This is a genomic window from Novacetimonas maltaceti (genome assembly GCF_002906255.1).
Lineage (GTDB): Bacteria > Pseudomonadota > Alphaproteobacteria > Acetobacterales > Acetobacteraceae > Novacetimonas > Novacetimonas maltaceti.
Map to the genome: position 1 here is coordinate 25732 of NZ_POTC01000014.1, position 26524 is coordinate 52255.

The following is a 26524-nucleotide window of genomic DNA, read 5'->3' on the forward strand; positions in this document are numbered from 1 at the left end:
CTGCCGGGCGACATCCGGCACCAGCGTAGCCCGTTACAACAATATACGATAGGTTGTGCTGATGTTGGCAGGTCGTGGACTCCTTATGGAACAGGGACATCCACAGGAAGGAGACATGATGGCTCTACGGTTGGGCGGCACGACGATCAAGTCCTGGTTCCAGTATCGATGCGAACGCAAGACCCGCCATGAAATGGAAATGGGGTCGGACGTTGAAAGGAAGCACAGGGGCCCCAACACCTCCCCCGCCAGATGGGCCATGCTCGGCGTGGAATATGAAAAGCAGGTCATTGCGGAACTGAAGAAAAAGATGGGGGAACATTTCATCCAGTTTCCTTCCTCCCATGATCACAATCCGGCCGTCAGGACCCTGTCGGCCGCCATGCGTCAGTTCCTGACCGAAGACAATGGACAACAGACCCTGATCGCCCAGCCGAACCTGGGGTTCGAGCAGTCCGATGCCGCCATCGGGGGAAACGGCACCCTCCTGATCGGTGGCAGCATTCCCGACCTGATCTGGCGTATCCCGTCCCCTGACGGCCCTCCCCGCTTCCAGATCGTCGATATCAAGGCGACCCGCGCCGCCACGTCCTTCCACAAGATGCAGGTCGCATTCTATGCGCTGCTGCTGCGCTCGATCCTGGCCGACCTTGCGGAAGAAGGGTACGAGGTGGGGTCCGTGCACCCCGAAGGCGAAATCTGGCATATTCCCGAGGACGGCAGCGCGGAAGGCGCGCAGGCCCGGCATGAGGCTTTCCTCCTTGCCCCCTACATGCATGCGGTTGCGGAATTCTGCCGCAAGACCGCCCCGCGCATCGCCGCCAGGACATTGACGCCGACGCAGGATGACACTTTTTTCCATATTTATTACAAATGTGAGCAGTGCGCCTACCTGCGCTCCTACTGCATGACGGCCATCGCCCCCACACGGCCGCCCGGCCAGCGTGACATTTCCGCGGTTGCAGGGCTGAGCCAGGAATCGAAACGCACCCTTGTGTCCCATGGCATCCGTACGGTGGCGCAGCTTGCGGACTGCGCCACCGTGATACGCCGCATGGATAACGCGGGATGGATACTGTCGCGGCGTGGAGATACGCTGATCGAACGCGCCCGCGCCCTGCGTGACGACGAGATCATACAGAAGCCCGATGCCTGCACGTTCCTGATGCCCCCGCGCGTGGATGTCGCAGTCTATCTTGTCGCGGATCTCGACCCGGTCGATGACATGCTGGTCACGCTGGGCTACCGCCTTGTCGACAGGTCAGGCAGGCCCGATACGATCGAAGTCCTGTCGACCTCGCGGCGGGACATGGAAACTGCCGCACTGATCCGGGTATTTGGCCAACTGCAGGCGGACCTAGCGGCGATCGACCGCCATAATGCCGCGATCCATGACCCCGCCGCGCCGGACAATCTTTACGTCCATATCTTCATTTATGAAATGGCAGAGGCCACAGCCCTGCAGAATGCCGTAAGGCGCCATCTGGACAACGCCGCCGTGCGCAGTGGCCTGCTGAACATGATCCGGCTGTTCCCGCCGGAGGAGCTGATCCCCGAACCCGAACTGCGCGGCATCCAGCACCTGCCGGCCTGCGCGCTGCGCAACGTCATGGAACAGCTTTTCGCGTTGCCGGTCACCGTGTCCTATGACCTGCGGCAGGTTTCACATGCCCTTTGCGCCAAGGGCCGGATCAGGACCGAATACGCACCGCAGAAAAGGTTTGAACGGCCCTTTTCGTCGCTCCTGTCCATCGATATCGCCCGTGACCTGCGCGAAGGCCGGGGCGGGGCGCATATGAAACAGGCTGTCGAAGCGGACGTGCGTGCGCGCCTTGATGCCATGCAGGCGATCACCGAATGGCTGCTTGAGGAAAACGCCAGGCACATGGCCCACGGGCAGATGCCTTTCCTGCAACTGAACAAGAAACCGTTCCGCCTCCAGCAAAGTTTCAATCCGTTTGCCATGGGGGAAATCGACACCCTCCAGGCCTTTGAACTGCTTGAAAACCGCAGCGGGCTGCTGGAAACCCTCGTACGCCTTGCCAATCCCGCGCAACAGCGGCGCGACGCACGGCGCGCCATCGGCCCGATGCGCATGATTGACCCCGATGGCATCCGGCAGATCGCACAGCGCGATCCGTCCGCCACAAACGGCAGGGACATGGTCTTGCTGAAATTCGCTGTCCCCGACATGGACATGACCGATCTGACGCCCGGTACGTTCGGCCTTGTCCTGAGTGACGGCGCGCCACGGCACCTGCTGGATCAGGCGCTCTGGCCCGGACTGGCATGCGACCTGCGCTTCGCCGCGCCGGGAGAGGTGACGCTCCGCATGCGCCGGTCCGTTTTCTGCGGCGAGGATTTCCAGGAAATGCTGAACCGGACGGACCCGCGTCAATGGTGGCTCGACCAGGTTTTCGTTGACGTCAATTCCCCCAAATCACTCGCGTTCCTCAACTTCCTCAACGCGCAGGACACGCCATGAGCACCGCCAGAGATATCCTGAAATTCCTGCGTTTCCCCCAGGAATTCGCGGATTCGGTACAGGATCCCGAAATCTGGCGCGCGGCCCTGGATGAATTCGCGCGGCCTTCCATCGCGGCACATCACGACCGTGACCTGCGCCCCGCGCAGGAAGACGCATGGCGCCGCCTGGCCGACAATCGCGTGGGACTGGTTCTCGGCCCGCCGGGCACGGGGAAAACCCACCTGCTGGCATGGATGATCACGGCCTATGCCGCCAGCCGCAGGAAAGCGGGCCTGCCAGCACGGATTTTCGTGACCGCGTTTACAAGGAATGCCGTCGGAAATGTCCTGAAAAACGTCGCAAAAATCAGGAAGGTCCATGATCGCCGCGCCCCTGCCCCGCTTTTCTACGGGACGCCGCCAGATGACGGCGTGGCAGAGGGGGTCGTCGCGGTTCCCCGTGATGAGGACACGCGGATCATCGAGGCCATCGGCAGCAATGACACGGTCATTGGCGGGACGATCTGGTCGCTGTACCGACTGATCAACAGGCCCGACCGGCTGCCGCGCGCAATGAACCCGAACGGGCCGACAGCGGAACTGTTCGACCTGATCTGTATCGACGAAGCCTCCCAGATGGTCCTGAGCCATGGTCTGATGGCGCTGGCGGGTATGGCGCCTGCCTGCCGGGTGGTGGTCTGTGGCGATGACCGCCAACTCCCGCCCGTGCGCATGATGAAATCGACCCTTGTCGACCAGCACGAGGTGGGGGGATCGCTGTACGCGTTCCTCAAGTCCGCCCGGACGGTGGAATGCGCGCTGAAGGAGACGTTCCGGCTCAATGAACCGCTGACCCGCTTTCCCGAACGCAATTTCTATCCGGGGCAGTACGTATCCGCCGTGCCGTCCGCGCGACTGGCCCTGCGCCCCGACTGGACAAGGGGGCTTGACCGTATCGCCCGCCTCGCCCTCGACCCGGATTCCCCGATTGTCGTCCTTGTCCATGACGGGCCACCTGCAGCCGTCTCCAATCCGTTCGAGGGCATGCTGGCGGCAAGGCTGGCGACGGCACTGGCCGAACGGATCGACGCAGGGGCCGGGGTGCCGGTCACGCCTGCCCTGTTCTGGTCCCGGCTGGCCGCGATCATCAGTCCGCACCGCGCCCACAACGCGACCATCCGTTCCCTGCTGCCCCCCACATGGAAACGCGATGCGTTTGTTGAGACGGTCGATCGCATCCAGGGCAGCGAACGCGATGCGATCATCCTGTCATACTGCGTATCAGACCCGGAATTCGCGCTGGCCGAAGCAGACTTCATCTTTTCGCCGGAACGGCTGAACGTGGCGATCACGCGTGCGCGCACGAAACTGGTCGTGATCGTCAGCAGCAGGCTGCTCGAGACGGTACCGCCAGAGCAGGAGGTCATGGATAACGCGGACCGCCTGCGCAATTTCGTCCTGGGCTGTGACCCGGTGGACGAAATCGAGGCGATGGGCATGTCCGGGCGGCGCATTGCGCTGCAGGTCCGTGCATGCCGTTTCCCCAACGCGCCCCCGATAGAAAGCGAGGATCGCAGCATGGTCAAAATCACACCGCCACAACAGGAACTGACAGAGGAGCAGGCAGCTATCCTCAGGGTCATCCGGCGCCTTGCCGCGCAGGATCGTTATGGCAGCACCCCCCTTTACCGGGTGGGCAGGGAACTGGCCATGTCCAGCGAGCCCTTCGCCCAGGCGCGGATGCTGCACCTGATGGGCTGGATCTGCCTTGACCGGATCACCCCGCGTTCGGAAAAGGGAACGCCGTTCTGGGTCGCGCGTCCCTTCGCGCACGCCCGGCAGGTCTATGACGTGGACCCCGCAAGCGTGCGTGCCCGGATCGCGACCGTCATACAGGATGAACGCACCCACAAATACTGTTACTATGAACAGCTGCGGCGCCGGTTTGCGTGGATGTCCGAAGATGGCACGGACATGCTGCTGCCTGTCATCGAACAGCTGAAGGCCGAAGGCCTGATCCGGATCCATGAGACGCCCACAGGCTTTGCCGTGGAAATGGCGGACGATCAGGCCCCGGTGGACATCGCGCCCGAAGCGGTGGCGGAACCTGAACTGCAGGCCGGTGACTTCGAACTCCTCAACAAGATCGAGGACCTTGATGCCGGGCGGATCAATTTCGGGGTGTATGACGCCTGGACCCCGCCTGCGGCCTTCGCCGGCGCCGATGGCGTGGTGGATGAAAGCGTGGCCGCCGCGCTGGACCGCCTGGAGCGCAACAGCCATATCGTGCGCGGGGACGACGGGCATGTCCGCAGCCGCATGGGCGAAATCGCGCGCGAACTGCGTCACGTCAAGCAGAGGTTCCGCAGCGATGATGCCGGCTCCCGCCCCTATCTGGTCAGGAATGTGAAAGTCGAACTGCAGGACCGCAAACGGCCCCTGCGCGACCGGCCCCTGGTGGATGTGTTTGGCGCGCTGGCGGGTGGTGTGCCCGATGCGCAGCGCATGGCGCTGGAGGGGCTGCGTGCGGCCCTTGTGGCGATGTGGGGCGAGAACGCCATGCTGGCGCGGTTCCAGGAAGAAGGGCTGCATGCCCTGCTGGCCGCATGGCGTGGGGACGGCCCGGCCAGCCATGTCATCGCCGCGGATACGGGATCGGGCAAGACCGAGGCGGCGGTACTGCCGATCATTGCCGCCGCACTGGCCGATCATCTGCAGGGCATCCGGGGCACCCGCGCCATCCTTGCCTATCCACGGGTCCGCCTTGCGGCCAACCAGGCCCAGCGCCTGGCCACCTACCTGGCCGCGCTGGCGCAGGTGCCGGGCATGCCGGTGCTGACGCTGGGGCTGCAGGTGGGCGATGTCCCCAACAGCTTTGGCGGCATGCACCTGCGCCACCAGGACACCTGGCACGACCCGGACATGCCGGTCGGCACATACCGTTTTCCCTTTTTCGGCTGCCCGTCCTGCGGCCATGCCCTGCACCTGCACGCGCAGGCGGGCCATGGCGGGGCGGATGCACTGGTCTGCCCGGAGGGCGACTGGCGATTTGATGGATGGATCGGTTCGAAACAGGGGCTGGGCCAGCATCCCCCGACCCTGTTCCTGCCCACAACCGACAGCCTGCACCAGTGGATGCACGATCCCCGCTATGGGGCGCTGTTTGGCGATGACCCGTCCTTCGCGCCGCCGCGCGCCCTGCTGGCTGATGAAATCCACCTCTATACCCATATCCATGGCGCGCAGGTCGGCATGACGCTGCGCAGGCTTGCGGCACGCGCCCAGAGCGCGGTTCCCGACGGCGCGCCCATGGTCATGATCGGCATGAGCGCCACCATATCCGAGCCCGCGCAGGCGTGGGGCCGCCTGATCGGACGCGCGGAGGTCAATGTGATCCGGCCGGACGCGCAGGGCGTGCAGCACAATCCGCGCAGCCGGGAATATTTCTACTTCGTGCAGCCCGAAATCGAATCCCGCAACGCGGATATCGCCGGGGCCTCCACCACCATCCAGAGCCTGATGTGCCTCAGCCATGGCATGCGCAGGCGTACGGGCAAGGAAGGCGGTTACCGCAGCCTCGTATTCTTTGATTCCATCGACAAGATGCGCCGCCTGCACGGGGCCTATATCGACGCGGAGGAGGAAAAGAGGCTGGCCGCGCTGCGGATCTCCATGTTTGGCGACGATGATGCCGGCACCCCGCAGACACGCTGCTGCGGCACCCCCGACGCATGCCGCAGGTTTGCCGATGGCGAATGCTGGTGGTTCGCCGCCAACGACCCCAACCAGTGTACCGTCCATGGCCATGCCCGCCCCGGCGCGCCGCTCTCCGTCGCGCGTTCGCCCATCTATTCCGGTGTCGGGAGCAATGCGGAAACGCTTGTCAGGAAGGCGGACATCGTCTTTGCCACCTCGGTGCTGGAAGTCGGGTATGATGATCCCGACATCACCCTTGTCTACCAGCATTACGCCCCCCGGAACCTGGCCAGCTTCGTCCAGCGCCGGGGCCGTGGCGGACGTGGCATGGATGACCGCTCCATCACCGCCGTGACGCTGTCGCTCTATTCCCCACGCGACAGCTGGTGGTTCCAGCGGCCACGCGAAATGATCTCGCCCACCGGGTTCCAGATCCCGCTCAACCCCGACAATTTCTTTGTCCGCCGGGGACAGGCGCTGGTCACGCTGTTCGATGGCCTTGCGCGCCGGATCTACCGGACCGGGTGCCACATCAATTTCGCCCGCGTCCAGCCTGACATGCTGCGCGAAGCCGGCCTGCTGGTCGAACGGGTGATGGGGCCCGATGTGTGGCAGGCATTCGGCGCCACCGATGCCGTGACGTTCTGGGACATGGCCATGCAGGCGCAGGAGGAACAGGGACTGACACGTTACCTGTCGCACCTGCGCCAGCACCTGGCTTGGGCCCCCAACCTGCTGTTCGACACGATCAACCTGCCGGCCATGACGGTGGAGGGGCCGGAAATCAACTTCCCGGCGGCGGAGGATATCGGCCTTGCACTGCTGACCATCGCGCCGGGCAACGCGACACGGCGCTACCACCCGTCATGGGTTCACTGGCGCCCGCCCGTGCAGGGACAGGCCCCATGGCTTACGGCGGAGGATTACGACCGCGCCGAACTGCAGGACCTTGGCGGGGACACGCCTGGCGTGCTGGCCCAACTGCCGGTGGATGCCCGCCCCATGCTGGCGGGGGTGCATCCGCGCCTGTGCCGCCCCACGGTGGCGACGCTGCAATGCGTCGGGGAAATGAAGCATGCGCAGTGGTACGGCACGCTGGAATACGACCTTGGGCATCGTCCGCCCATCCGCCATGTCGAGGAACCGGATGCGGCAATCCGGCATGACAGTCGGGGCAGCCTGCGCGGCTTCCTCATGGTCCGGGCCGATGACGCACTGGGGCGCGGAATTGGCGGCGCATCCCCCCTTGCCGGCATGGGCCGGGTCACCGCCTTTACGGGAAGCGCCCGTCACGCCCGTTCGGGCCTGCATGTCGCGCGCGTGTTCTGGGGGGCCGACGCGGAAATCCGCTTTGACAAGCGCGGGGTGGATGCGGTGAACATTTCCCAGACATTCGTGGCCCCCACCGATGGCCGCCCCCTGCTGCATGGCTATCAGGTGGAGACGGAGGGACTGCGCTTCAGCATCGATGAAAGGCGGCTGGAGGCCTGCACAACGGCCATGCTGGACCTGTTCGAGACCAATGCGGGAGAGCGGTGCTGGCACAAGACGCAGTTCCTGCGCTACCTCATCAACAGCAAGGGGCGCACCCTGGGCTTCGGGATCAATCACCTGCGTATCGCGGCCGACCTCCTTGCCACCGGCATCAGCATCCCGGGCTTCCGCCGTCGCCTGCGCCACCTGATCCGGTTCTGGAATCCCGCCGCGCTGGAATCGCTGTTTGATGACATACGCGACGACCTGCTGGCCCAGCATCCGCTGCTGACGCCCAACCGGGTTGCCGGTGCAGCCGAAGCCCTGTCTGACGAGCGTTTCCGCACCCTGCTTGATGAAAGCCTGCGCGCGCTGGACAACAAGGCGGACATGGAGGCCTACCTACGCAGCACCATCCTGCATGGCCTGCTTGCACGCCTGCGCCTGCTGGCGGCGCAGGTGGGCCAGGGCGATGAACGCCAGTTGCTGGGCCATGCCCGCCTGCCCCTGCAGTTCGGGGAGGAAGCGTCCTGCGAACTGACGGTTTCCGAGGCAGGTTCGGGCGGCGATGGCACAATCCGGGGCGTGATCGACAACTGGGCCATGGTGGAGGAACTGGTGGCCTCCGGCTATCTCGCGACCTGTCCCAATGCCGATGAGGACGCGATGCAGCAGCGTTTCTGGGACATGCGCGCCCATCATGAACGCTGGCGCCAGCATGACCCGCACGATCCCGGCACCTTTGCTGCGATCGCGCGCGAACTGACCGGCGACGCCACGGCCACGCACCTGTCCCCCGGCGTGATCCGCACCCTGTTCGGGCAGGAGACGATCGGCCACGAACAGCTGGCCGTTTATGACATCGCAACGGAAATCGAGACGGTGCGCCAGCAGGCCACGGCCGATTTCGGGCGCGCGGTTTTCGGGTGGGAACTGGCCTCGGCTGTCGTCATGCGGGCGCGGACGGCCGACCTGCCCGCACTGCAGCGGACGTCGGACATGTTCGCCGCGGATATCGTGGACCCGGAGGACGCCATGAACCCCGAAACGCGGCTGGCGGAACTGGTCTACCGGCTTGGCGCGCCGCTATGCGTGGATGGGTGTCGCGGCTGCGTCCATCAGGCCAGCGACCTGATGGATGATACCATGATGGAAGCCAGCATGAGCCGGCGCATGGTGCAGCGCTTCATGGCGACAGGCGTCAGCGCGGCCTGACCACGAAATCCTCCAGCGCCCCATGCTCCGCCAGCCATTGCACGACATCGGGGGTCACCATCGCCAGGGTGGCCCTCTCCTCGACAAGGGCGGCGATGAATCCCCCGACCTCGCCATCGGGGATGCGGGTGGAGCGTTCGCGCTGGAGGGCGTCGAGTTCGGCAAGCCGGGTCCGCAGGCCCGACAGCATCTCCGCCACGGTACCCTGGGTGGCAAGCTGCATCCCCTGCTGCGCGCAGGCGACCAGGCGCTCCCCCAGATTGTCGGGAACGTGCATCTGCGTCAGCAGCTTCCCGATGCCGACCTGGGGCTGGAAGCGTTCCGCGGTGAAGACCCGGCAGCGTTCGCGCAGCGCATGTTCCAGACGCCCCACCGCAGGTATCAGGGTGCGCCGGTATTCGTCCGTCGCCGTATGGAGCACCTCCGGGTCCGACACATTTTCAAGTTCCTCCCCGATCTCCAGCGCCGCGTCCCGGACTTCATCCAGAAGATCGCTGCTGCATTCCAGCACATCGGCCAGTTCCATCAGGGTCCTGATCCGCTGGATCTGCTGCGGTGCGGCGCGGAGGGCCTGCACCGCCTCGCGCAGGCGTTCACCAAGTTTCCGGCGCTCCACAGCCGAAGGCAGCTGCGGTAGCAGGTCCTCGACCTGCTTCAGGCTCCAGGTCATTTCGCCAACGTCATCCATGGCCCGCCACCTCCTTCAGGTCGTGTCCGATTGCATGTACCGCACTCAGCGAGCCCAGTCCCTGCGCTTCCGCCACGCAGTCATGGGCAGGGGTGTAAAGCTGCCTGAGCACATCCGTGCCTGATTGCGTGACCTTCAGGAATTCCTCCAGATTGCGTGACGGGACACGGGCCAGCCAGCCGAGCTTGACGGGTTTGGGATAATCCGCAGGCATCTCCCCATCAAGGACATCGCAGATCAGTTCCTCCAACTGCGTGGGGGCGCCCTCTTCAATCCGGGGGGCAAGGCGCGCATACTCCTCCATCCATTCCGCGACCCGGACTGGAATGACGGCGGGAAGCAGGTCCGAGATCGCGGTAATGCACGCCTTCATACGGTCAAGGTGATGGACAATCCCGTCCCGCTCCAGCATGTCCGACAGTGCCTGCACCCGATCATTCAGCTGCCGCGTTTCAGTGCGGTTGATCCGCATCAGCCTGTCATCCGACAGCTTCGCCAGTTCGCAGACACGCCTGAACAGGTCGGGCATGCGACGGGTCATGGCCTGCGGATCCGGGAACGGATCGAATTCGCCGTTCTCCATGAAACGCGCCACGGCACCGGTCAGTACGCTGGCATCGACAAGTGTCTGGTCCTCCCTTGCCCCCTCCTCGGACACCGGCAGGGCAAGCATTTCGTTCAGGAGCTGGCGTATATACCCAGACCTCGTATTACTTGCGTTCAGCAATTCCTGCCATGGGGCGCAACGTGTGCCGATATCCGTTCGCGGGTCCGGTTCGTCCTCCAGGACGGCCCGGATCTGGGCCAGGACCGGCGCGGTGGGCGAGACCGTTCCACGCAGCCAGGCCCGGAGCAGCAGGACCTGCGCAAAGGTGGCAACCGGCTGCCAGCGCTTTCCCCCTTCCGGCAGCGGGATATGGCGATCGAGGTACTGCGATGCCTCCTGCGCCATATGCCGCATCATGGCGGCAAGGTTATGCAGGTGGTAGGACACGTCCGCAGACGTCATGTCCCTGTCCTGCCGCAGGGCGATGTAAGCCTCCAGCCCCTTTACCACCCATTCTTCGGGCCGGATGACGAAGTAGTCCCGCGTCCCGTCCATGCGGCTTTGCACCTTGAGCATATCGGGCGTGATGATGCTGGTCACGAGCTTCACCGGATAGCCCAGCTGGCGCAGGTTCAGCTTAGAAAATATTTCCCCGTATACCAAGGTGTTCCACTGGCTGATATCCTCCATGACCCCTGTCTGCTGCCATGCGCGGATCTGCTTGCGCATCTGCTCGAGCCTGGGGATACTCGTCCGCCTTGGCCGCAGCTTCTCGCCCGTGGCAAGGGCGGACGACGGCGCACGCCTTGGCATCGCGGGAGCCTGCGGCGCCGGCCCCGAGGCGGGGGCGGAATCCGGTGCCGGTGCCGGGGCAGTGACGGGAAGTTCGTCCGGGGCGGGCACGTCAATGATCGGCAGGGGATCGGACGTTGGCGCGGCAGTTGCGCTCTCGCTCCCGATCCACGGCAGGCCGAAGGCGTCGAACAGGTGGCGGCTCATGCCTGCAAACGCCAGGCCATCGCCCATGACGGTCGTATCCGCACGTTCGGGGTCCGCCCAGTAGGCAAGGACACGGCACATGCGTGACTGCTCCACGGGGGCCTCTATCCTGTTGCGCACGATCTCCCTCGTGCGGGATGCAAGGGCCATGCCGGAACAGCGGTCGCTGCGAAAGGCCTGCCCGGATTCGATCAGGGGACCGGGATAGGTCCCGGCGGCCAGCATGTTGGGCTGCGTCAGGTTGGGGCTGAGGATGGCCTGCAGGATGCCACGCGGGGTCTGCCATGTCTGGCCGCGGTCATTATCCTTCAGGGCATCGAAAAAACGGTCCAGCGCATGGGCGGTAAAGGGAAAGAAACCGATCCCGTCATTGCTGCCAAACACGCTGAAGCACGTTTCGCGCCGGGTGCAGGTCGTGCATGGATTGGGGGCCGGACAGGTGGCATCGTCCGTACGCACCGTGCGCAGCCACGCATCGATCCTGTCGCGCCCGGCCCGCATGGCCGCAAGATAACGCGTGACGAACTGCCGCCGCATCTGCCTGTCACGCAGGGTCGCCACGTCCTGCAACCCGCTGCCGGTGGACTTCCCGAGCCTGATTTCATGGGTGATGCGCTGGCGGTAGTTTGCCGCCAGATGTTCGTAATAATAGGCCGGCGTGATGCCAACCACCGAGATCAGGGGACAGACCGACGCCTCCTCCTCCCCCCCACGGGCCGCCGCATTGAATACCAGCGCGTCGATGAGGCTGTCATCCAGCCCTTCCCAACTGGTGATGTCCTCCAGCAGCAGCACAAGGCGCTTCCCCTGCTGCGCCAGGGCCTCGCGCACGCGGCGGAACAGTGTCTTCAGGCCCTGCGCGGAAATGCCCAGCACGTTCTGGATCGCATCGTTGCGACGACTGTTGAGCGCCGCAATGAACCTGAGGCTGACGGGGAAGAGGTCCTTGTAATCCTTCGCCAGTGCATCCGCGGACCAGTTTTCGGCAAACTCCCTGTCGATCCTGTCGGTCTCACGCACCAGTTGATGGATCAACTCCCGGCAGGGCGCGGCAACCCTGCTGCGTTCCAGCGGCGCGCATATCTTCGCAAGCTCCGCAATGTCATGCAGGTTGAAGGATGCGGTTTCGGAATTGCGGGGCTGGTGGGTGGAGCCTTCCATCAGGCCGAGGATGCGTGCAGGTCCCTGCCACCTGGTGCGGACCTCATCCAGTCGCAGCAGCTTGTCCGGCGCATACTCCCTGCACCAGCCTTCATCCGCCAGCGGGACTTCGAAATGGCCGGGTTCAAGCGTGTTGGTGAGCGTGCCGAGGAAGATATTGGCCCGCCCCCTCTGGCCCGCGCGGTGCGTCTGCCCCAGGTTCTGGAACAGGGAACCGAACTGCTGCGGCAGGCGCTCACGCAACTGGTGCAGCGCCCCTTCAAGGCTTCCGTCCGAACGTCGCAGCAGGAGCATGACATCGCGCTCCCCCCGCGGCCAGTTGACCGCAAGCCAGCGGATGAGATGGGACTTGCCTGACCCCGGTTCCCCCTGCACCACGCAGAATGCGTGTTCCCGCTCCGGGGCCGACAGGGTTTCAAGGACCGCGCTTTCAGTCTGCTCTGCGAACTCCGCACCGTTCGCCCCCGCGACATCGAAATCCTCGATGGGCGTATGGGTCGCAAGGAAGATCGCATCGTCACCTTCCAGCGCCTCCGTGCTGAACATGTCGCGTGCGTCCTGCGCCTCCCAGCAGGCGGAAACCGGCGTGCTCATTGTTCCTGTCCCCCATTTACCCTGACCGTCGTGAAGGCATTGATTGCGTGGGCCGGGTTTTCCGTCAGGCCGATATGCGTCATCGCATCACCGCTGAGGCACAACCGGAGCGTCCCGTCATCATGCAGGTCCCGCAGGGCATCGCTCAGCATGGGCGAAAACTGTCGCGCGGGCGGGGCATGGCCGATCCATGCGCAGGCCTCCGTAAAGAAGCGGCCCCCATCCAGATAGGGCAGGCGACTGGCGATGAAACCGCGAAAGGCGTCCGCCGTCATCTCGTCAGGCAGACGCGCGCGGGCACGTTGCAGTTCGCGCCGCAGCCGCTGCGCGGGCGAAAAAAGGATCTGGGACTTGGGCAGGGGAAGGGACTCCCCCATCCCCATGAAGACAAGCCAGCGGTACCAGGCATTCAGCTTGGTGGCATTGATGCGCGGGCTTTCCGTGCCAGCCTGGCCCTGGGCCTGCGCCGCCTGGTCGGCGAACTGCTGCCTCGTCAGCACATACAGCCAGCTGACATTCCCTTCCCTGTCGGACCTCGCACAGATCCAGGCATAGGTTGTCAGGAGGACGGCATCGATATTGTCGAGTTCCAGCGCGATGAGCCGGTCATACACGTCATCGGCGAAGCTGGCCATGTCCGCAAGGTCCAGCCCGTCGATGAGCGAGACCTCATGCCCGCTGGTCCTGACCAGCCCGAGGCTGGAGATCACGCCGCGCGTGTCATTGACCAGCGAAGAATCGACAACCGGACTAAGCAGGGCCTTGTATATCTCGCTGCTGGCTGTCCCGCCCAGCGCCTGAAGCCCGACAAGGAGTGACCACACACGTTCCGGACTGCCCTGCGGGCTTGAAAGTACGCTCATCGGCCTGTGATCTCACTTTCCATCAAGATATCCAGCATCGACTGGTCATAAGGGGCATGGGTCGAGACGGTCTGGTCGAGCCTGCGCCCGCGCCACAACCGTTCAGGCTGCGCCACGAGGAGGACCGGAACCGGACTGCAATGGCCGAATTCCTCCGAAAGCCTGTCCAGTATCCGCGCGGCCTCGTCTTCCTCATGGGGCAGGAATATGGCCGTGACGACTTCGGCCAGCCGGACTGAGTGCCGCCATTGCCCGGCATCCATGACAAAGCCCATCCGCGCGCCCGCATCCGCCATCAGACGGGCCGCCCCTTGCGCAAGCGCAGGCGGCACGACCATCTGCTCCACGCCCGCGCGTACCAGGCTACGGACAAGGTCGGGGAAACCGTCCTCGAAATACGGATCGTCGGGCGACAGCAGCACGATGCCCGGTGGCAGGACGGCATGGGGAGCCTGCTGGCATGCCCATCGCTGTTCCAGCCCGTCGGACCGCAGCATGCGCGGGGGCTGGATGCCCTGCGCCCAGCAGGCGGGACAATGCCCGCAGGCCGGGGCATGGGCGCGGGTTTCGATCAGTTCGAAGGCATCCTGCGTGATGCAGGTCTGCCGGGGATGGCGCATTGCATTGATAAAGGCGTCCAGCGCCTCCCGCGCATCGGACTGCTCGGCATCGCGCAGGGCGCAGATGCTGTCCCAGATCCCATCATCGTCATTTTCCAGCAGGCGGGGATCAAGGATCGCGATCTCCCAATGGAATTCATCCGGCGCATCTTCCGGCACGCTCGAAAGCACATCAATCAGGCGCGCGCGCTGCATCAGGATCAGCAGCGCCATGTTCCAGTCGCGGGTCCAGTCCCCTTTCTTGCGGCGCTGGCCTTTACGAAAGGCGTTCAGGTTCACCAGCATCACGCGCGCCCCATTGCGCCAGTCCAGCATGGTCGCCGTTTCACGCAGCCCATGCCAGCGGCTCTGGGCCACTTCCCGTGTCAGCCACCCCTTGGTTGCGATCCCCCTGGCTTCCCGCACGTCGGACACGTGCTGGTTGTCCGTGAACAGGCAGGCGGCAAGCGCCTGGCCACCATCACGCGCGGCACGGCCGATTTCCTGGTACCAGCGCGCTGGCCCCTCCGGCAGGCAGGCATGGATGACCGACCGCACGTCCGCCTTGTCAATGCCCATGCCAAAGGCGGATGTGGCCACAACGATATCATAGGCGTCATCCGCCCAGCCGCTGATGACCCGCCTGCGTTCCTCATCCCCGGTATTGCCGGTAAACAGTGCGACGCGGCGATAGCCACGGTCCGTACGCAACCGGTCATACAACTCATCAGCCGCATGGATGGTGGTGGTATAGACGATGACGGGACGGGGCGCGTGGTCGATCACATGGTCAAGGGCGGGTTCACGCTCCCGCGATGAACGATATTTCCCGACGACGATGTCATGTTCATAGCGCGCGGTGCGGGCGTCCACCTCCAGCCAGTCCCCCTCCTGCTTCCAGCTGTCACGCAGCACCTTGCGCGCGGCGTCCGTCAGCGTGGCGGACAGCAGGACGGCGCGCAGCATCGGGTTGACCTGACGCAGGCGGGCCAGCACCGATGGCAGGCGCTGGAAATCCGGGCGGAAGTTGCGGCCCCAGCTTTCTATGATATGGGCCTCGTCCACGAAGACATGCGTCAGGCGCCCCTCCAGCCCGTATTCGACGGCATGCGGGGCCGCCACTTCCTCCAGATGGCGCAGCAGTTGGGGGGAAAGCGCCTTTTCGGGCGATGTCAGCAGGACCGGCACCTCGCCCCGGCGGAAACCGTTGATGATGCCTTGCGTCTCCGCTGCGGACATGCTGCCGGTCAGCGCCCTGCTGCCCTCCAGTCCCTTCATGGCCGAAAGGGTGCGTTCATGGTCCAGCGCAAGGGCAATGGTCGGGATGATCACAAGGGCGCATGCACCGGGCGTGCGTTCGCGTTCAAAACAGGCCGCGACCTGGAACAGCAGGCTTTTGCCCGCCCCCGTAGGCATGCTGACCATCAGGCCGCTGCCGCCGGGTTGGGTCAGCAGCGCGCGCACGGCCGCCTTCTGCGCGGCGGTGCGGTAACTGCCATGCCGTGTCAGGCGCAGCAGCACGGCGTCAGGCGCCGCGGGTTCGAAAACCTGCCGTGGCCGTTCGTCGAGAATCATGGCCTGCGCCAGCCCATCGAGGCCAAACCTGTCCTCGTCCGTCACGATGCGCAGCGCCCTGCCCTCGTGGGTCAGGGCAAGGCCGAAACGTCCCAGCAGGAAGCGCTCCGCCTCATTGAGGAAAATGGGCAGCGCCGCCAGATCGCGGCGCCCGCCATGCAGGCGCACGAGTGAACGGACCAGCGCCAGTCGATCGGCACTGCCCTGCGCGGTTCCCAGCGCCTGTTCGCAGCGCCGGATGGCGTTAGTGCACCAGGCCGGAACCTGCCCCCCCGTCCCCACAGTCATGAACAGTCTCCATCAGGCCAGCCACAGATTGGCATCTTCCATGCAATACATGGTCCATGACGACCGGTAACCGGGGAGCGGGACAGTACAGATGGAACGCACGCGCATGATGACTTCATGAAACAACCGTACCATATCAGCGAAATAGGTTGCATCGACATTATGACAAAGCAGCATTTCAATTTTTAGTGGTATTGAAACGACATCGTCATGACAACCGGGGGGGTCAGGCCGGTTCCATGCCCATCATGCGGTCCCTTTTACGAAGCCACTGCAACAGCGGCAGCGCGAGGATGATCATCCATGCCTTGCCGACGACCTGCCCGGACAGCAGGTCCAGGTTGCCAAAGGCCAGCATCAGGAACGCCATGCTGTCGACGCACACGCTGCCGATCCCGCTGAGGAACGCGGCCACCACGAAATTGCGCCGCTGCAGCGGGGTATAGATCAGAAGGTCCGCCGTTTCGGACACCGCGAACGCCACCGTGGAGGCGACCACCAGCGAAGGTGCGGCAAACAGCGCGGAAAAGACCGCGCCCACGGCAATGGCGATGACCGACCATGACAGGCCAAGCCGGCGCTGCACCAGGTCACGCAGGATCAGCGCCACGCCCACCATCAGCACGCCACTGGGCGCCATCAGTCCCGGCGCCACCGGCAGCAGGCAGGGCGCATGCGGCGCGCACACCGTGCCGACATTGTTGATCAGCCAGTTCGCCAGCGGTACGCAGGCCGCGAAGCCTAAAAAAAAACTGCGCCCTCCGTGCGGCGGCGCGCATCGGTCGGTTTCATGCCTTACCGCTCCACCGCATCGAGCAGAGGGGCCGCCGCAGGCTTCCTGTTCCTGCGGATATCCGCCTTCACAATCCCCACAAGGTAGTGCTTGAGCAGCGCGACATCGCGGTTGATGTTCTGCAGCGAGTTCCAGCGCCGCACTTCCCCGTCGAACTGCCATTCGCCCGCCGTCCATGCGGTGCGATCCCGCAGGCATTGCAGCCCGGACTGGAAATCCGCCACCTCACGCGCGTTGGCCCGCTCCGCCAGCACTTCCATCACATCGCCCATCGCCTGTATGCCCGCGCCATGCAGCAGGCGCGAGGAAGACGGCTTGTGCCCGTGCCAGGCATCGGGGAACACGTTTTTCACGGCCTGGAAGAAGTTGGAAATCAGTTTCACGCAACGGTCCTGCCCGTGGGGGCCGCGGCTGAGGTCGCGCATGACCCCGTTGCTCAGGGATTCCATGATGATCTTCTGCATCACCGTGTCGGAAATGATCCCCTCGGGACAGGTATGCTGCTTGATACGGCCCCGCAGCGAGGAGGCATGGTCAAAATTGAGCATTGCCGTCACGTCTGCCGCAATGGAGCGCCGGCCAAGGCGCGGCGGCAGGTTGGTGACCGTCGGCAGCAGTTCATAGACCAGCGACTTGGGCAGTGGCTTCGTATTGTTGATCAGGACGAACTGCCGGCGCAGTTCCGCCTCGTCCCGGCAGACGAGGACGGAGACAAAGACCTCGAAATCACGGTCCACCTCGACCAGGGCGGACAGGCGCTGCTGACCGTCCACCACCAGTCCCGGCGGCCCCTTGCTGATGTCGATGGACAGTTGGGCCAGCCCGTCCTTGCGGTTTTCCACCGTCACCCGGTCGGTAAAGGCGATCACGATCGGATTGGGCAGGACGGAATCCGGCTTTTCAAGGTAATCACGGATTTCACGGATATGGCCCGCCACCTGTGGCCGCTGGAAACCGCTCAGTTCCCCCTGCGCACCGCGACCGATCCGTTCGATGGTGGCAAAACGCAGGATGTCCGCAGCCTTCGCCGCGAAGCTGAGCACCTGATGTTCCTCACTCTGCCGGGCCCTGACGCAAAGATATTTCATGATTTCAACTGACGGCACGCTTCAGATCCAGTCGCTCGATATGGTTTTTATAGACGCCAAGGTTATGGATGCCCCGGCGTTTATTGCGGTTGCTGCCACGAAAGACAATGACGTCCACACCCGCATCCGTGCAGATGGCGCACTGGCACTGCCGCCATGGCCGTGATGCCAGTGTCTCGCTGTAACGCTGCGCCAGCTGGGCCAATTTCGGGCTGTCGGCACAGTCCTCGTATGGTTTTTCCTCAACCAGCGGGGCGCTGTAGGCGATGACGCTGCGCAGGGTTTCCTCAAGCTCGGCCTCCCCACGGTCAAAGGCCCGCAGCAGGCCCAGCGCCTCGCCTTCCATGCGCAGCAGGTCTTCCGCGCGGAACATGCCCTTTTTCACGCTGCGCTGCAATTTGGGGTTTTCGATCGCCTGTGGGATGCGGATCGACGTGAAATAGCGCAGGTCCAGCCCCTTGCCCGGCAGGTAGTAGTTCTGTTTTGCATCCTTGAAGGCGCGGATCAGCGGCGATGTCGTATCGAAACTGGCGATGTCGTAGCCGTGGAAACTGTCGATGTCCCCTGCCTTGGCAAAGCCGAGGATATGCAGCTTCGTGGAAGCCGGAACCGCCTCACGGATCGCGGCAAGGCACAGCTTGATGTCGGGTGACTTCAGCGGGACCATGCCACCAAGGGCAAGGTAGTCATACCCCATGGCAACCAGCCGCCGCGCCGCTTCGGCCATGCTGCCGGGCGACCACCCCTGCACCACCCCCAGCGGCGTGAACCCGGCCCCCGTGGCCAGTGTCTCGCGGCGGAAGCTGTCGGCATTTTCCAGCGTGATCTCGAAACGCTGGCGCGCGCTCTCGCTCCCGCCCGACATGGCGGTGCCGGTGGGGTCGAAGTCAAAGATGATATGATCGACGGAACAGCCATGCGTGAACCCGCATTCATCATAGAATTCGACCATTTCCGCAGGGGAATAGGGCGGACGCTCCTCGTTCACATACGTAAACGCCCCGCAGTCCCCGAAAATGTCGAGGCTGGCGAATTCCGGTTTGTCGAGGCGCAGGAACCTGCGCGCGCCCACAAGCGCGAAGCGCCGTGCCTGACTGGCTGTGTACTTGCCCTTTACGCGATGGTCCCCCACGATCCCGCGCGATACCAGCACGCCATCATAGGGCGCATAACCAAGGATTTCGTGCGGATACGCATCATCCCAGTAGGGCTGGCGCTCCGCCGGACTGCGGTCCGCAATGAAGTCGAAAGCCGGATCAACGTAGTCGAGACTGTCAGCAAAGATGAATTTCATGAGGTGCCCTGCGCCAGGTCGCGTCCAAGATGCAAGAAATGCCCGGCAAGCCTGAAGATATGTTGCGATATTGACCGGATGGCATGCCATGCAGGACCGGGCGGCCGCCCCCCTGCCCTGTGACCGTGCCGGCCCGGACTGCCCCCGGCACCTAGCATGATCGGCCCCATCAGTACATCCCCTGTGTGTATGACCCCTGCGCGTATGGCCGCATCGTGCCTCATCCTGCTCCCGGTTGGCGGCCGTCCCCCTGCCCTGGCAAAGGTATCCTCAACGCCCGCCCGGTAAACAGGCAGCATAGCATACATTGCACGCCCCGCCCCTTGCGGCAGGAATGGAGGGGAATTGACACGCCATCATGCCTGTTCGGCCCGCACCTGACGGGCAAGGGCGGCGAAGCGTCCCTGTTCGCAGGAGACATGCAGTTCATCCCGAAAGAAACGGAGCAGGCGCCCGGTATGCCCACCATTATGTGCCCAGTGCCTGCGGATCAGCGCCAGCAGTTCCGCGTCATCATGGCGGACGCGCGCCACATGCCGTGGCAGGCGCCAGCCGGACAGGGCATTCCGTACGGCCGCAGCATGTGCCGCAACCGGTCGCGGGTCATCGGGCACGGCAATCCGTTCGACAAAATGCCGCAGCGCGCGCCCGGCAAAGTCACTGCGTGTGCCGCGCATCGTGCTGTCGGGACCATCAAGGCGATCGTCATAGGGCATGACGCAGGAGCGCAGGGCCAGGGGCACCCGTTCGGACGGCGTGCGCGTGAACAGGCGAAGGCGGGCAAGGGCATCCTCCGGCAGAGCCTCGAGGTCGCCTGCAACCATCGTGATATAGGCATCCGACAGTGCGGCGCAGACCAGTCCGTCCGATGCGGTGACTGCATCACCCAGCATCCGCGAAAATGGGGAAACCCGCGTCAGGGCGTCCCACCATTCCCGCGATGAGAATGCGTCCGTCGCCCGTGCCGAAATGCTGTCCGCCACGCCTGCAAGGACGGTGCAGCCATAAGGCGGCACGACATCGTCGGCATCGACAACCCCGAGCCCGGCGGAAATGACCAGCATACGCGCCCCAAGGGTCCCGGCCGCTGCGATGGCATCCTGAAACAGTCGCCCGCCATAGATATGCAGGGCGGGAAACCTGTCCTTCTCCGCCCGCAGCCGCCCTGCCCATGCGGCTGCGAGGTCACCGGTCGCAGCGGGCGGCAGGGATGATACACGCATGTGCCCGGCAACGGGCTTGCGCTTGCGATTTGTGCAGGTGGTGATCACTAACGGCACGAATGTGCGCTTTCCTCTGTCAAACTCCCAGTTTTCTTATCATTCACGCCTGAAACCAGCCATACGGAATGGATTTTTTTGCCGCCTTTCCCCACCCGCAATGAATTCGGCATTCCCGCCGGATCAAGAACCTGAAGAAATCCTGCCCATGGCATGGCACAGGGCCGAAAACGATCCGGCCTGCGCATGATGGGCAGCCCAGAAGGCCAGCCCGACCATGCCAGCATCAACAGCCTGTGACCCGGTTGCAGGCGATGTTCCGACCTGCTGTGGGGTCAGGCTGAAACCGGCATTGTCAGAAAGGACACGCGATTGCGTCGTGAAGACATATCGGGATTGGTCCACCACACGCCCACATCCCCGATGATGTCGGTCACATGCCCGCGGTAATTGACCCGACAGACAATATTGCCGCCTTTCAGGTCGCGCATTTTAAACGGTCCTGCGGCCTTGCCCTCTTTTGTAAAATATCCGATGAAATCAATAACCTCACCATCATCGTCTGGCGCGGGAGCACTTTCACCGTTCCATATCCGCATGCGATAGGAATTGCCTGCCCTGAGGCGCGTCCCCACGATGCAGTCCGGGTGACGGTTGCGAATGCGTGCTGTTTTTTCCAATCTTCTTCTCCTGACAATGCACTGCGACAAATATTGCCATCACCACAAAGCCCTGCAAGACCTGCAAGACCTGCAACGATACATTCCACGGTATCCAGCAGCGCCGATACCCCCCATCAAGACCCATGGTCGCAATTACGCTTTTCATGCGCACCATGCTGCTGCATTCCCCACAATAATTATAATAAATAATTTTATCATTCTACTTTTTCACAATATTTTAAAAATAAATATCTAATTTATTTCATGGAAATATATTTATTCGCATAAAAAAATCCTTCAGGAGGCACACTTGTGAAGCATGTCTCCTGAAGGCTAATAAAAAACCAGATTTATAATATAGACACTCTATTCAATACAGATAACTACTTTTCATTCCCACTCGATCGTGCCGGGCGGTTTGGAGGTGATGTCATAGGTCACGCGGTTGATGCCACGGATCTCGTTGACGATGCGGCCTGCAACACGGTTGAGGAAGCCCATGTCGAACGGATAGACATCGGCCGTCATGCCATCCGTGCTGGTGACGGCACGCAGCGCGCAGGCGTAATCATATGTGCGCCCATCGCCCATGACGCCCACGGTCCGCACCGGCAGCAGCACGGCAAAGGCCTGCCAGATGGCGTCATACAGTCCTGCCGCGCGGATCTCCTCCAGGAAGACCGTATCGACGCGCCGCAGCAGGGCGAGCTTTTCGCGCGTGATCGCACCGGGGATACGGATGGCCAGCCCAGGTCCGGGGAACGGGTGGCGTCCGACGATCGCCTCGGGGATGTCAAGTTCGCGGCCAAGGGCACGGACCTCGTCCTTGAACAGTTCACGAAGCGGTTCGACCAGCTTCATCTTCATCCGCTCAGGCAGGCCACCGACATTATGGTGCGACTTGATGGTGACGGACGGACCGCCGGTGAAGCTGACGCTTTCGATGACGTCGGGATACAGCGTCCCCTGTGCCAGGAACTCCGCCCCACCCAGCTTGGCGGCCTCTTCCTCGAACACCTCGATGAACAGGCGGCCGATGGTCTTGCGCTTGATCTCCGGATCGCTCACCCCCTCCAGCGCGGAAAGGAACAGGTCCGACGCATCGCGATGGATCAGGCGGATGTTGAAGCGGTCGCGGAACGTCTTGATGACCTCATCCGCCTCCCCTGCGCGCAGGATGCCCGGATCGACGAAGATGCAGGTCAACTGGTCCCCGATGGCCTGATGGATCAGCACCGCCGCGACCGAGGAATCCACGCCACCCGACAGGCCGCAGATCACCCGGCCCTTGCCGACCTGTTCGCGGATGCGCGCGATTTCCATGTCGCGGAAACCGGCCATGGTCCACGTGCCCCGGCACCCAACGACATCGTGGGTGAAATTGCGCAGCAGCGCCGCGCCATGGGGGGTATGGACCACCTCCGGATGGAACTGCACGCCATACAGGCGCCGCCCCTCGTCCGCGATGATGGCATAGGGCGCGCCCTCGCTCACGGCGACGGCCTGGAAACCGGGGGGCAGCTTCGTCACGCGGTCGCCATGGCTCATCCAGACCTGTTCACGGCTGCCGCGCGCCCATGTACCACGGAACAGGGCGCAGTCCTTGATGATCTCGATATGGGCGCGACCGAACTCGCGATGCTCGTGATGCTCCACGCTGCCGCCAAGCTGCAGGCACATGGCCTGCTGGCCATAGCAGATGCCCAGCACGGGCACGTTCAGGGCAAAGACGACATCCGGAATCCGTGGCGCGCCCTCGTCAAGCACGCTTGCCGGGCTGCCGGACAGGATGATCCCCTTCGGGGCAAAGGCGCGTATTTTCGCCTCATCACTGGAAAAGGGCCAGATTTCGCAGTACACGCCGCTTTCACGGACGCGGCGCGCGATCAGCTGGGTCACCTGGCTGCCGAAATCAAGGATCAGGATCCGGTCTTCGTGCAGGGTCTCTTCCAGGACCTCTCCTGCGCTGTCGATCTGGGATGCTTTCACACTCTCGCTCATTCTCACTCTTTCGGTCGCGGCATGACGCATGCAACGCGCATGGCCCCTGCCGGGCCTGACGTTGCAGATGTCGGATATGCGTTGCCAGATGACGTAGCACAACATCATTGTGCATGTCGGCTGAATAAGTGGCCCGGCGGAGATATTGCGCCATCTTCGCATCTTGATTTTTTTCGGGGTGAAATCACATGGTTACAACATGAAAACCTTGCATGCCGGCCTGTTTTTCCTGATGGCGGCCACAGGCGCCGCGTTTTTTTCACCCGCATCGGCGCATGCGGCGGATGCCCAGCACGACCCGCTCGGGCTGTGGACCGGCACGCTGGTGGCCGACCAGGGCACGTGCGAGGAAACGCGCGCGCCTTCCACCTTCCAGGTGGACCAGACGCGCACGACCTTCACCCCCGCCGACGGGTCGGTCGCGCTGCGCGGCAAGCCCGAACCACAGCACCTGCACTACCACCTGCAGGCGCTCCTGACCCCGCCGGGCAGCAAGCCGTTCCCGATGGTGTTCGAGGCGCACCCCCAGGGCGACACGATCGTGGGCACCTATGGCACGCCACGCTGCCGCGCGCATATCGTGCTGACCCGCCCGAACTGAGGGCGGCGGACACCCTCACGCAATAGGCATCACCCATACCCTGTCCGCGCATGGCCTTTTGCGCGGGCCGGACGCTATAATGCCGGCATGTCTGGGATCTCGACAATTTCCGGTGCGGTGCTTGCGGTCGTGACGCGTGGTGAACGCCTGCTGCTGGTGCAACGGCGCAATCCCCCGGACCAGGGGCTGTGGGGGTTTCCCGGCGGCCGCATCAATGCCGGGGAAAGCTTCATGCACGCCGCCGAGCGCGAACTGCACGAGGAAACGGGCTTCGTGACAGAGGCGCAGGGGCCGCTGACGGCCTTTGACCTCATCGACCGTGACGCAGGGGGTGTCCTGCGCTTCCATTACCTGATCGTGGCGGTGAAATGCCGCGATACGGGGGCCGATACCCTGCGGGCGGGGGATGATGCGTGCGATGTCGGATGGTTCGACCTGTCACAAGTGCGTGACAATCCCGCCCTCTTCAGCAAGGGACTGCTGGAACTGGGGGAACTTGCGCTGTCGCCACGTGGGGTCATCGCCTGGCCCCACGCGACGCAGCATCGCGGGGACGGCCGGGTTCCAGTGACCGAAGGGACAGACACATGACACACAGCCGCCGCGTCCTTGTCATTGAAGACGAGGAAATGATCGCGAACCTGCTCCTGACCGTCATCGAGGCGTCGGGCCTTCAGGTGACCTCATGCCCCAGCGTGGCCTGCGCGATGGAGACACTGTCACACGACACGTTCGATGCGGCACTGGTGGACCTGACGCTGCCTGATGGCGCACCGGATGGGGTGATCGCGGCCCTGCGCGCAAAGGACGTGCCGGTCATCCTCATCAGTGGGGATCCTGACCGCCTTGGCCGTCATCCGGACCTTCCGGGGCTGAGCAAGCCGTTCCGCATGAAGGCGCTGATGGCGCAGCTTGAGTCCTGTCTTGCGGCCCGGATGCCCGCGTCACCGCCATAAGAGTGCGCGACAGGACGGCAACCTCCGGCCGCAGGTCCGGCGGCACCGGATCGTTCATGCGTACGCGATAGACATCCAGCCTTTCGGCATCGCGGATACGTCCATGGCGGGTCACGCTGCCCACGGGTTCGACCGAGGCGAAATACCGCCGGTCGAACGTGCGCCGGGGATTGCACAGCATCAGTCCCTCGCCCCGGATCTCATGCGGCAGGTTGAACAGCGCCCATCGCGGCTCCATCGCGACCACGACGCGACGCGGCAGGTACAGCGCCAGTTCGGATGCCGTGCCGTAATCGCAGGCCGTGACGAAATCGCCCGGCATGGCGCGTCCCTCCACCTCCTGCGCAAGTTCGGGCCATCCCCCTACCTGCCGCAGCATGACATCCGTGTGCGCGGACAGTGACAGGGGTTCGAACGCGGCCTGGATGAAGACCAGAGCGCACATGCCCCCTCCCAGCATCACGGCGGGCTTCCACCCTTTCCACGCGACCTGCGCCGCCGCGACCGCCAGCAGCGGGTAGATGATGACCGGCCAGTTCGCCTGCACCCGGTCGCCCAGCGCATGCGTCACGAACACGGCCGTGGGCACCAGCATCATCCACAGCAGGACACCCTGCGCCGGCACGCGCCGCGCATTGCGCGCCACCAGCACCGCCCCCGCCATGAACAGCACGAAGATGCCCGGCGTCGCCAGCCCCACCTGCCCGCCAACCAGTTCGCCAAGGAAGCCAAGCGCACGCCCCGCATGCCAGTCCCCCACACGCCCCCCCTGCCGCAGCAGGCTGGCCCAGTGGTGGGTCGCGTTCCACCAGATCACGGGCGAGATGACGGCCACCGCCACCAGAGCGCCCGCCCATGGCGCGGGACGACGCAGCCAGGCGCGTCCCGTGCGGTGCAGCACCAGCCACGCCACAATTCCCGCACCGGGCAGGACGGCGGTATATTTGCTGTCGAACGCCAGCCCCAGCGCCGCCCCGCAGACCAGCCACCAGCATGCCCGCCCCGTCGCCATCAGCCGCCCGACCGCCCATAGCATGAGCGTGGTGAAGAACAGCAGCGGCGTATCGGGCGTCATGACCACCGCATTGACCCCCATTGCCAACGTCGCCTGCAGCAGCGCCACGCCACGGATGCCCGCCACACGCGCCGCCTCGCCGGGGGCTTCGGGAGCGGGCGCATGAAAGTCGCGGACTGCCTGCGCCAGGAACGGGATCGCGGCCATGGCGGCCACCGTCCCGATCCAGCGGATGCCCGCCCCGCCATCGCCGAACAGCGCGCATCCGGCACGGATCCACACCGCGACCATCGGGGGATGGTCCAGATACCCCATCGCGGGCGCATGGGCCCAGACCCAGTAATAGGCCTCGTCCGGGGAGACGGGCAGGTACCAGCCAAGGACAAGCCGCAGGCACAGCGTCACCACCAGCAGCCAGCACCATGAGCGCAATGACGTCACCGGATTTTCCATATGAGGGTGGAGGACACGGCATAATTCCAGACCGCGGCGATCGCCGCGCGACTGCGGAAGATGAACGGGATTTGCGCCACGCGCAGGGGCATCGGGACCGACATGATGATGTCGAGCAGGATCTTGAACCCCGTGCCCGACAGGCGGGGCGCGGTCGCGGTGAACAGGGCGCGGCGGATCGCGAAAAAGCCGCTCATCGGGTCACTGACATCCACGGGCATGAACCTGCGCGCCACCCGCATGCCAGCATCCGACATCAGCGTCCCCATCCTTCCGG

Annotated in this window: 16 protein-coding genes and 1 pseudogene; 5 read left to right on the forward strand and 12 right to left on the reverse strand. The window is 64.0% G+C overall.

Going from position 1 to position 26524, the window contains the following annotated elements:
• The first annotated feature begins 115 nt into the window (after positions 1-115).
• On the forward strand, positions 116-2485 hold the full coding sequence (locus KMAL_RS07090) for a PD-(D/E)XK nuclease family protein (protein WP_146044170.1): 2370 nt from the start codon (positions 116-118) through the stop codon (positions 2483-2485).
• A complete protein-coding gene (locus KMAL_RS07095; protein ID WP_110095050.1) occupies positions 2482-8850 on the forward strand; it encodes an AAA domain-containing protein in 6369 nt (2122 codons plus the stop codon). The genes KMAL_RS07090 and KMAL_RS07095 overlap by 4 nt, the downstream gene beginning before the upstream one ends.
• Here KMAL_RS07095 and KMAL_RS07100 read toward each other — a convergent pair.
• The 10 genes from KMAL_RS07100 to guaA all read right to left on the reverse strand — a co-directional run bounded on the left by KMAL_RS07100 (position 8837) and on the right by guaA (position 23222).
• Positions 8837-9538, reverse strand: coding sequence for a hypothetical protein (locus tag KMAL_RS07100; protein ID WP_110095051.1), 702 nt, complete (start codon positions 9536-9538; stop codon positions 8837-8839). The genes KMAL_RS07095 and KMAL_RS07100 overlap by 14 nt on opposite strands.
• A complete protein-coding gene (locus KMAL_RS07105) occupies positions 9531-12839 on the reverse strand; it encodes a hypothetical protein (protein WP_110095052.1) in 3309 nt (1102 codons plus the stop codon). The genes KMAL_RS07100 and KMAL_RS07105 overlap by 8 nt, the downstream gene beginning before the upstream one ends.
• Positions 12836-13702, reverse strand: coding sequence for a hypothetical protein (locus KMAL_RS07110; protein WP_110095053.1), 867 nt, complete (start codon positions 13700-13702; stop codon positions 12836-12838). Before KMAL_RS07110 ends, KMAL_RS07105 begins: the two co-directional genes overlap by 4 nt.
• Positions 13699-16164, reverse strand: coding sequence for a helicase-related protein (locus tag KMAL_RS07115; protein ID WP_110095054.1), 2466 nt, complete (start codon positions 16162-16164; stop codon positions 13699-13701). Before KMAL_RS07115 ends, KMAL_RS07110 begins: the two co-directional genes overlap by 4 nt.
• Before the next feature lie 226 nt (positions 16165-16390).
• On the reverse strand, positions 16391-16852 hold the full coding sequence (locus KMAL_RS17550; protein ID WP_239020007.1) for a VUT family protein: 462 nt from the start codon (positions 16850-16852) through the stop codon (positions 16391-16393).
• A 107-nt stretch (positions 16853-16959) separates the two neighbouring features.
• The gene (dbpB, locus tag KMAL_RS17555) at positions 16960-18045 is read right to left on the reverse strand and encodes a DGQHR domain-containing protein DpdB (protein WP_110095055.1); all 1086 of its coding nucleotides are present in this window, start codon (positions 18043-18045) and stop codon (positions 16960-16962) included.
• A gap of 4 nt (positions 18046-18049) precedes the next feature.
• Positions 18050-19339 (reverse strand): tRNA-guanine transglycosylase DpdA, encoded by a 1290-nt coding sequence (gene dpdA, locus KMAL_RS07130; RefSeq protein ID WP_110095056.1) that lies wholly within the window; start codon positions 19337-19339, stop codon positions 18050-18052.
• Positions 19340-19695: 356 nt separating this feature from the next.
• Positions 19696-20619, reverse strand: coding sequence for a hypothetical protein (locus tag KMAL_RS07135; RefSeq protein ID WP_146044171.1), 924 nt, complete (start codon positions 20617-20619; stop codon positions 19696-19698).
• Between the two features lie 275 nt (positions 20620-20894).
• The gene (locus tag KMAL_RS07140) at positions 20895-21239 is read right to left on the reverse strand and encodes a hypothetical protein (RefSeq protein WP_110095058.1); all 345 of its coding nucleotides are present in this window, start codon (positions 21237-21239) and stop codon (positions 20895-20897) included.
• Between the two features lie 372 nt (positions 21240-21611).
• A complete protein-coding gene (gene guaA, locus KMAL_RS07145; protein ID WP_110095059.1) occupies positions 21612-23222 on the reverse strand; it encodes a glutamine-hydrolyzing GMP synthase in 1611 nt (536 codons plus the stop codon).
• A gap of 199 nt (positions 23223-23421) precedes the next feature.
• Here guaA and KMAL_RS07150 point away from each other — a divergent pair, with 199 nt between their 5' ends.
• From KMAL_RS07150 to KMAL_RS17560, 3 genes and pseudogenes are all read left to right on the forward strand, one after another.
• Positions 23422-23823 (forward strand): hypothetical protein, encoded by a 402-nt coding sequence (locus KMAL_RS07150; protein WP_239020008.1) that lies wholly within the window; start codon positions 23422-23424, stop codon positions 23821-23823.
• Between the two features lie 87 nt (positions 23824-23910).
• Positions 23911-24414, forward strand: coding sequence for an NUDIX hydrolase (locus KMAL_RS07155; protein WP_110095060.1), 504 nt, complete (start codon positions 23911-23913; stop codon positions 24412-24414).
• A gap of 38 nt (positions 24415-24452) precedes the next feature.
• Positions 24453-24602 (forward strand): annotated as a pseudogene (locus KMAL_RS17560) (response regulator); the annotation flags it as partial.
• A 46-nt stretch (positions 24603-24648) separates the two neighbouring features.
• On the opposite strand, the gene KMAL_RS07165 reads toward KMAL_RS17560, so the two are convergent.
• Together KMAL_RS07165 and KMAL_RS07170 are read right to left on the reverse strand one after the other, a co-directional pair.
• A complete protein-coding gene (locus KMAL_RS07165) occupies positions 24649-26235 on the reverse strand; it encodes an ArnT family glycosyltransferase (protein WP_338043484.1) in 1587 nt (528 codons plus the stop codon).
• Positions 26232-26504: a glycosyltransferase family protein gene (locus tag KMAL_RS07170; RefSeq protein ID WP_146044172.1), complete on the reverse strand. Its 273-nt coding sequence runs from the start codon at positions 26502-26504 to the stop codon at positions 26232-26234. Before KMAL_RS07170 ends, KMAL_RS07165 begins: the two co-directional genes overlap by 4 nt.
• Positions 26505-26524 lie beyond the last annotated feature (20 nt).

Coding starts and splice junctions, on each gene's coding strand:
- guaA (WP_110095059.1), bottom strand. CDS start 23,222: ATGAGCGAGAGTGTGAAAGCATCCCAGATCGACAGCGCAGGAGAGGTC.
- KMAL_RS07105 (WP_110095052.1), bottom strand. CDS start 12,839: ATGAGCACGCCGGTTTCCGCCTGCTGGGAGGCGCAGGACGCACGCGAC.
- KMAL_RS07110 (WP_110095053.1), bottom strand. CDS start 13,702: ATGAGCGTACTTTCAAGCCCGCAGGGCAGTCCGGAACGTGTGTGGTCA.
- KMAL_RS07150 (WP_239020008.1), top strand. CDS start 23,422: ATGAAAACCTTGCATGCCGGCCTGTTTTTCCTGATGGCGGCCACAGGC.
- dpdA (WP_110095056.1), bottom strand. CDS start 19,339: ATGAAATTCATCTTTGCTGACAGTCTCGACTACGTTGATCCGGCTTTC.
- KMAL_RS07100 (WP_110095051.1), bottom strand. CDS start 9,538: ATGGATGACGTTGGCGAAATGACCTGGAGCCTGAAGCAGGTCGAGGAC.
- KMAL_RS07170 (WP_146044172.1), bottom strand. CDS start 26,504: ATGTCGGATGCTGGCATGCGGGTGGCGCGCAGGTTCATGCCCGTGGAT.
- dbpB (WP_110095055.1), bottom strand. CDS start 18,045: ATGAAATATCTTTGCGTCAGGGCCCGGCAGAGTGAGGAACATCAGGTG.
- KMAL_RS07095 (WP_110095050.1), top strand. CDS start 2,482: ATGAGCACCGCCAGAGATATCCTGAAATTCCTGCGTTTCCCCCAGGAA.
- KMAL_RS07155 (WP_110095060.1), top strand. CDS start 23,911: ATGTCTGGGATCTCGACAATTTCCGGTGCGGTGCTTGCGGTCGTGACG.
- KMAL_RS07090 (WP_146044170.1), top strand. CDS start 116: ATGATGGCTCTACGGTTGGGCGGCACGACGATCAAGTCCTGGTTCCAG.
- KMAL_RS07115 (WP_110095054.1), bottom strand. CDS start 16,164: ATGACTGTGGGGACGGGGGGGCAGGTTCCGGCCTGGTGCACTAACGCC.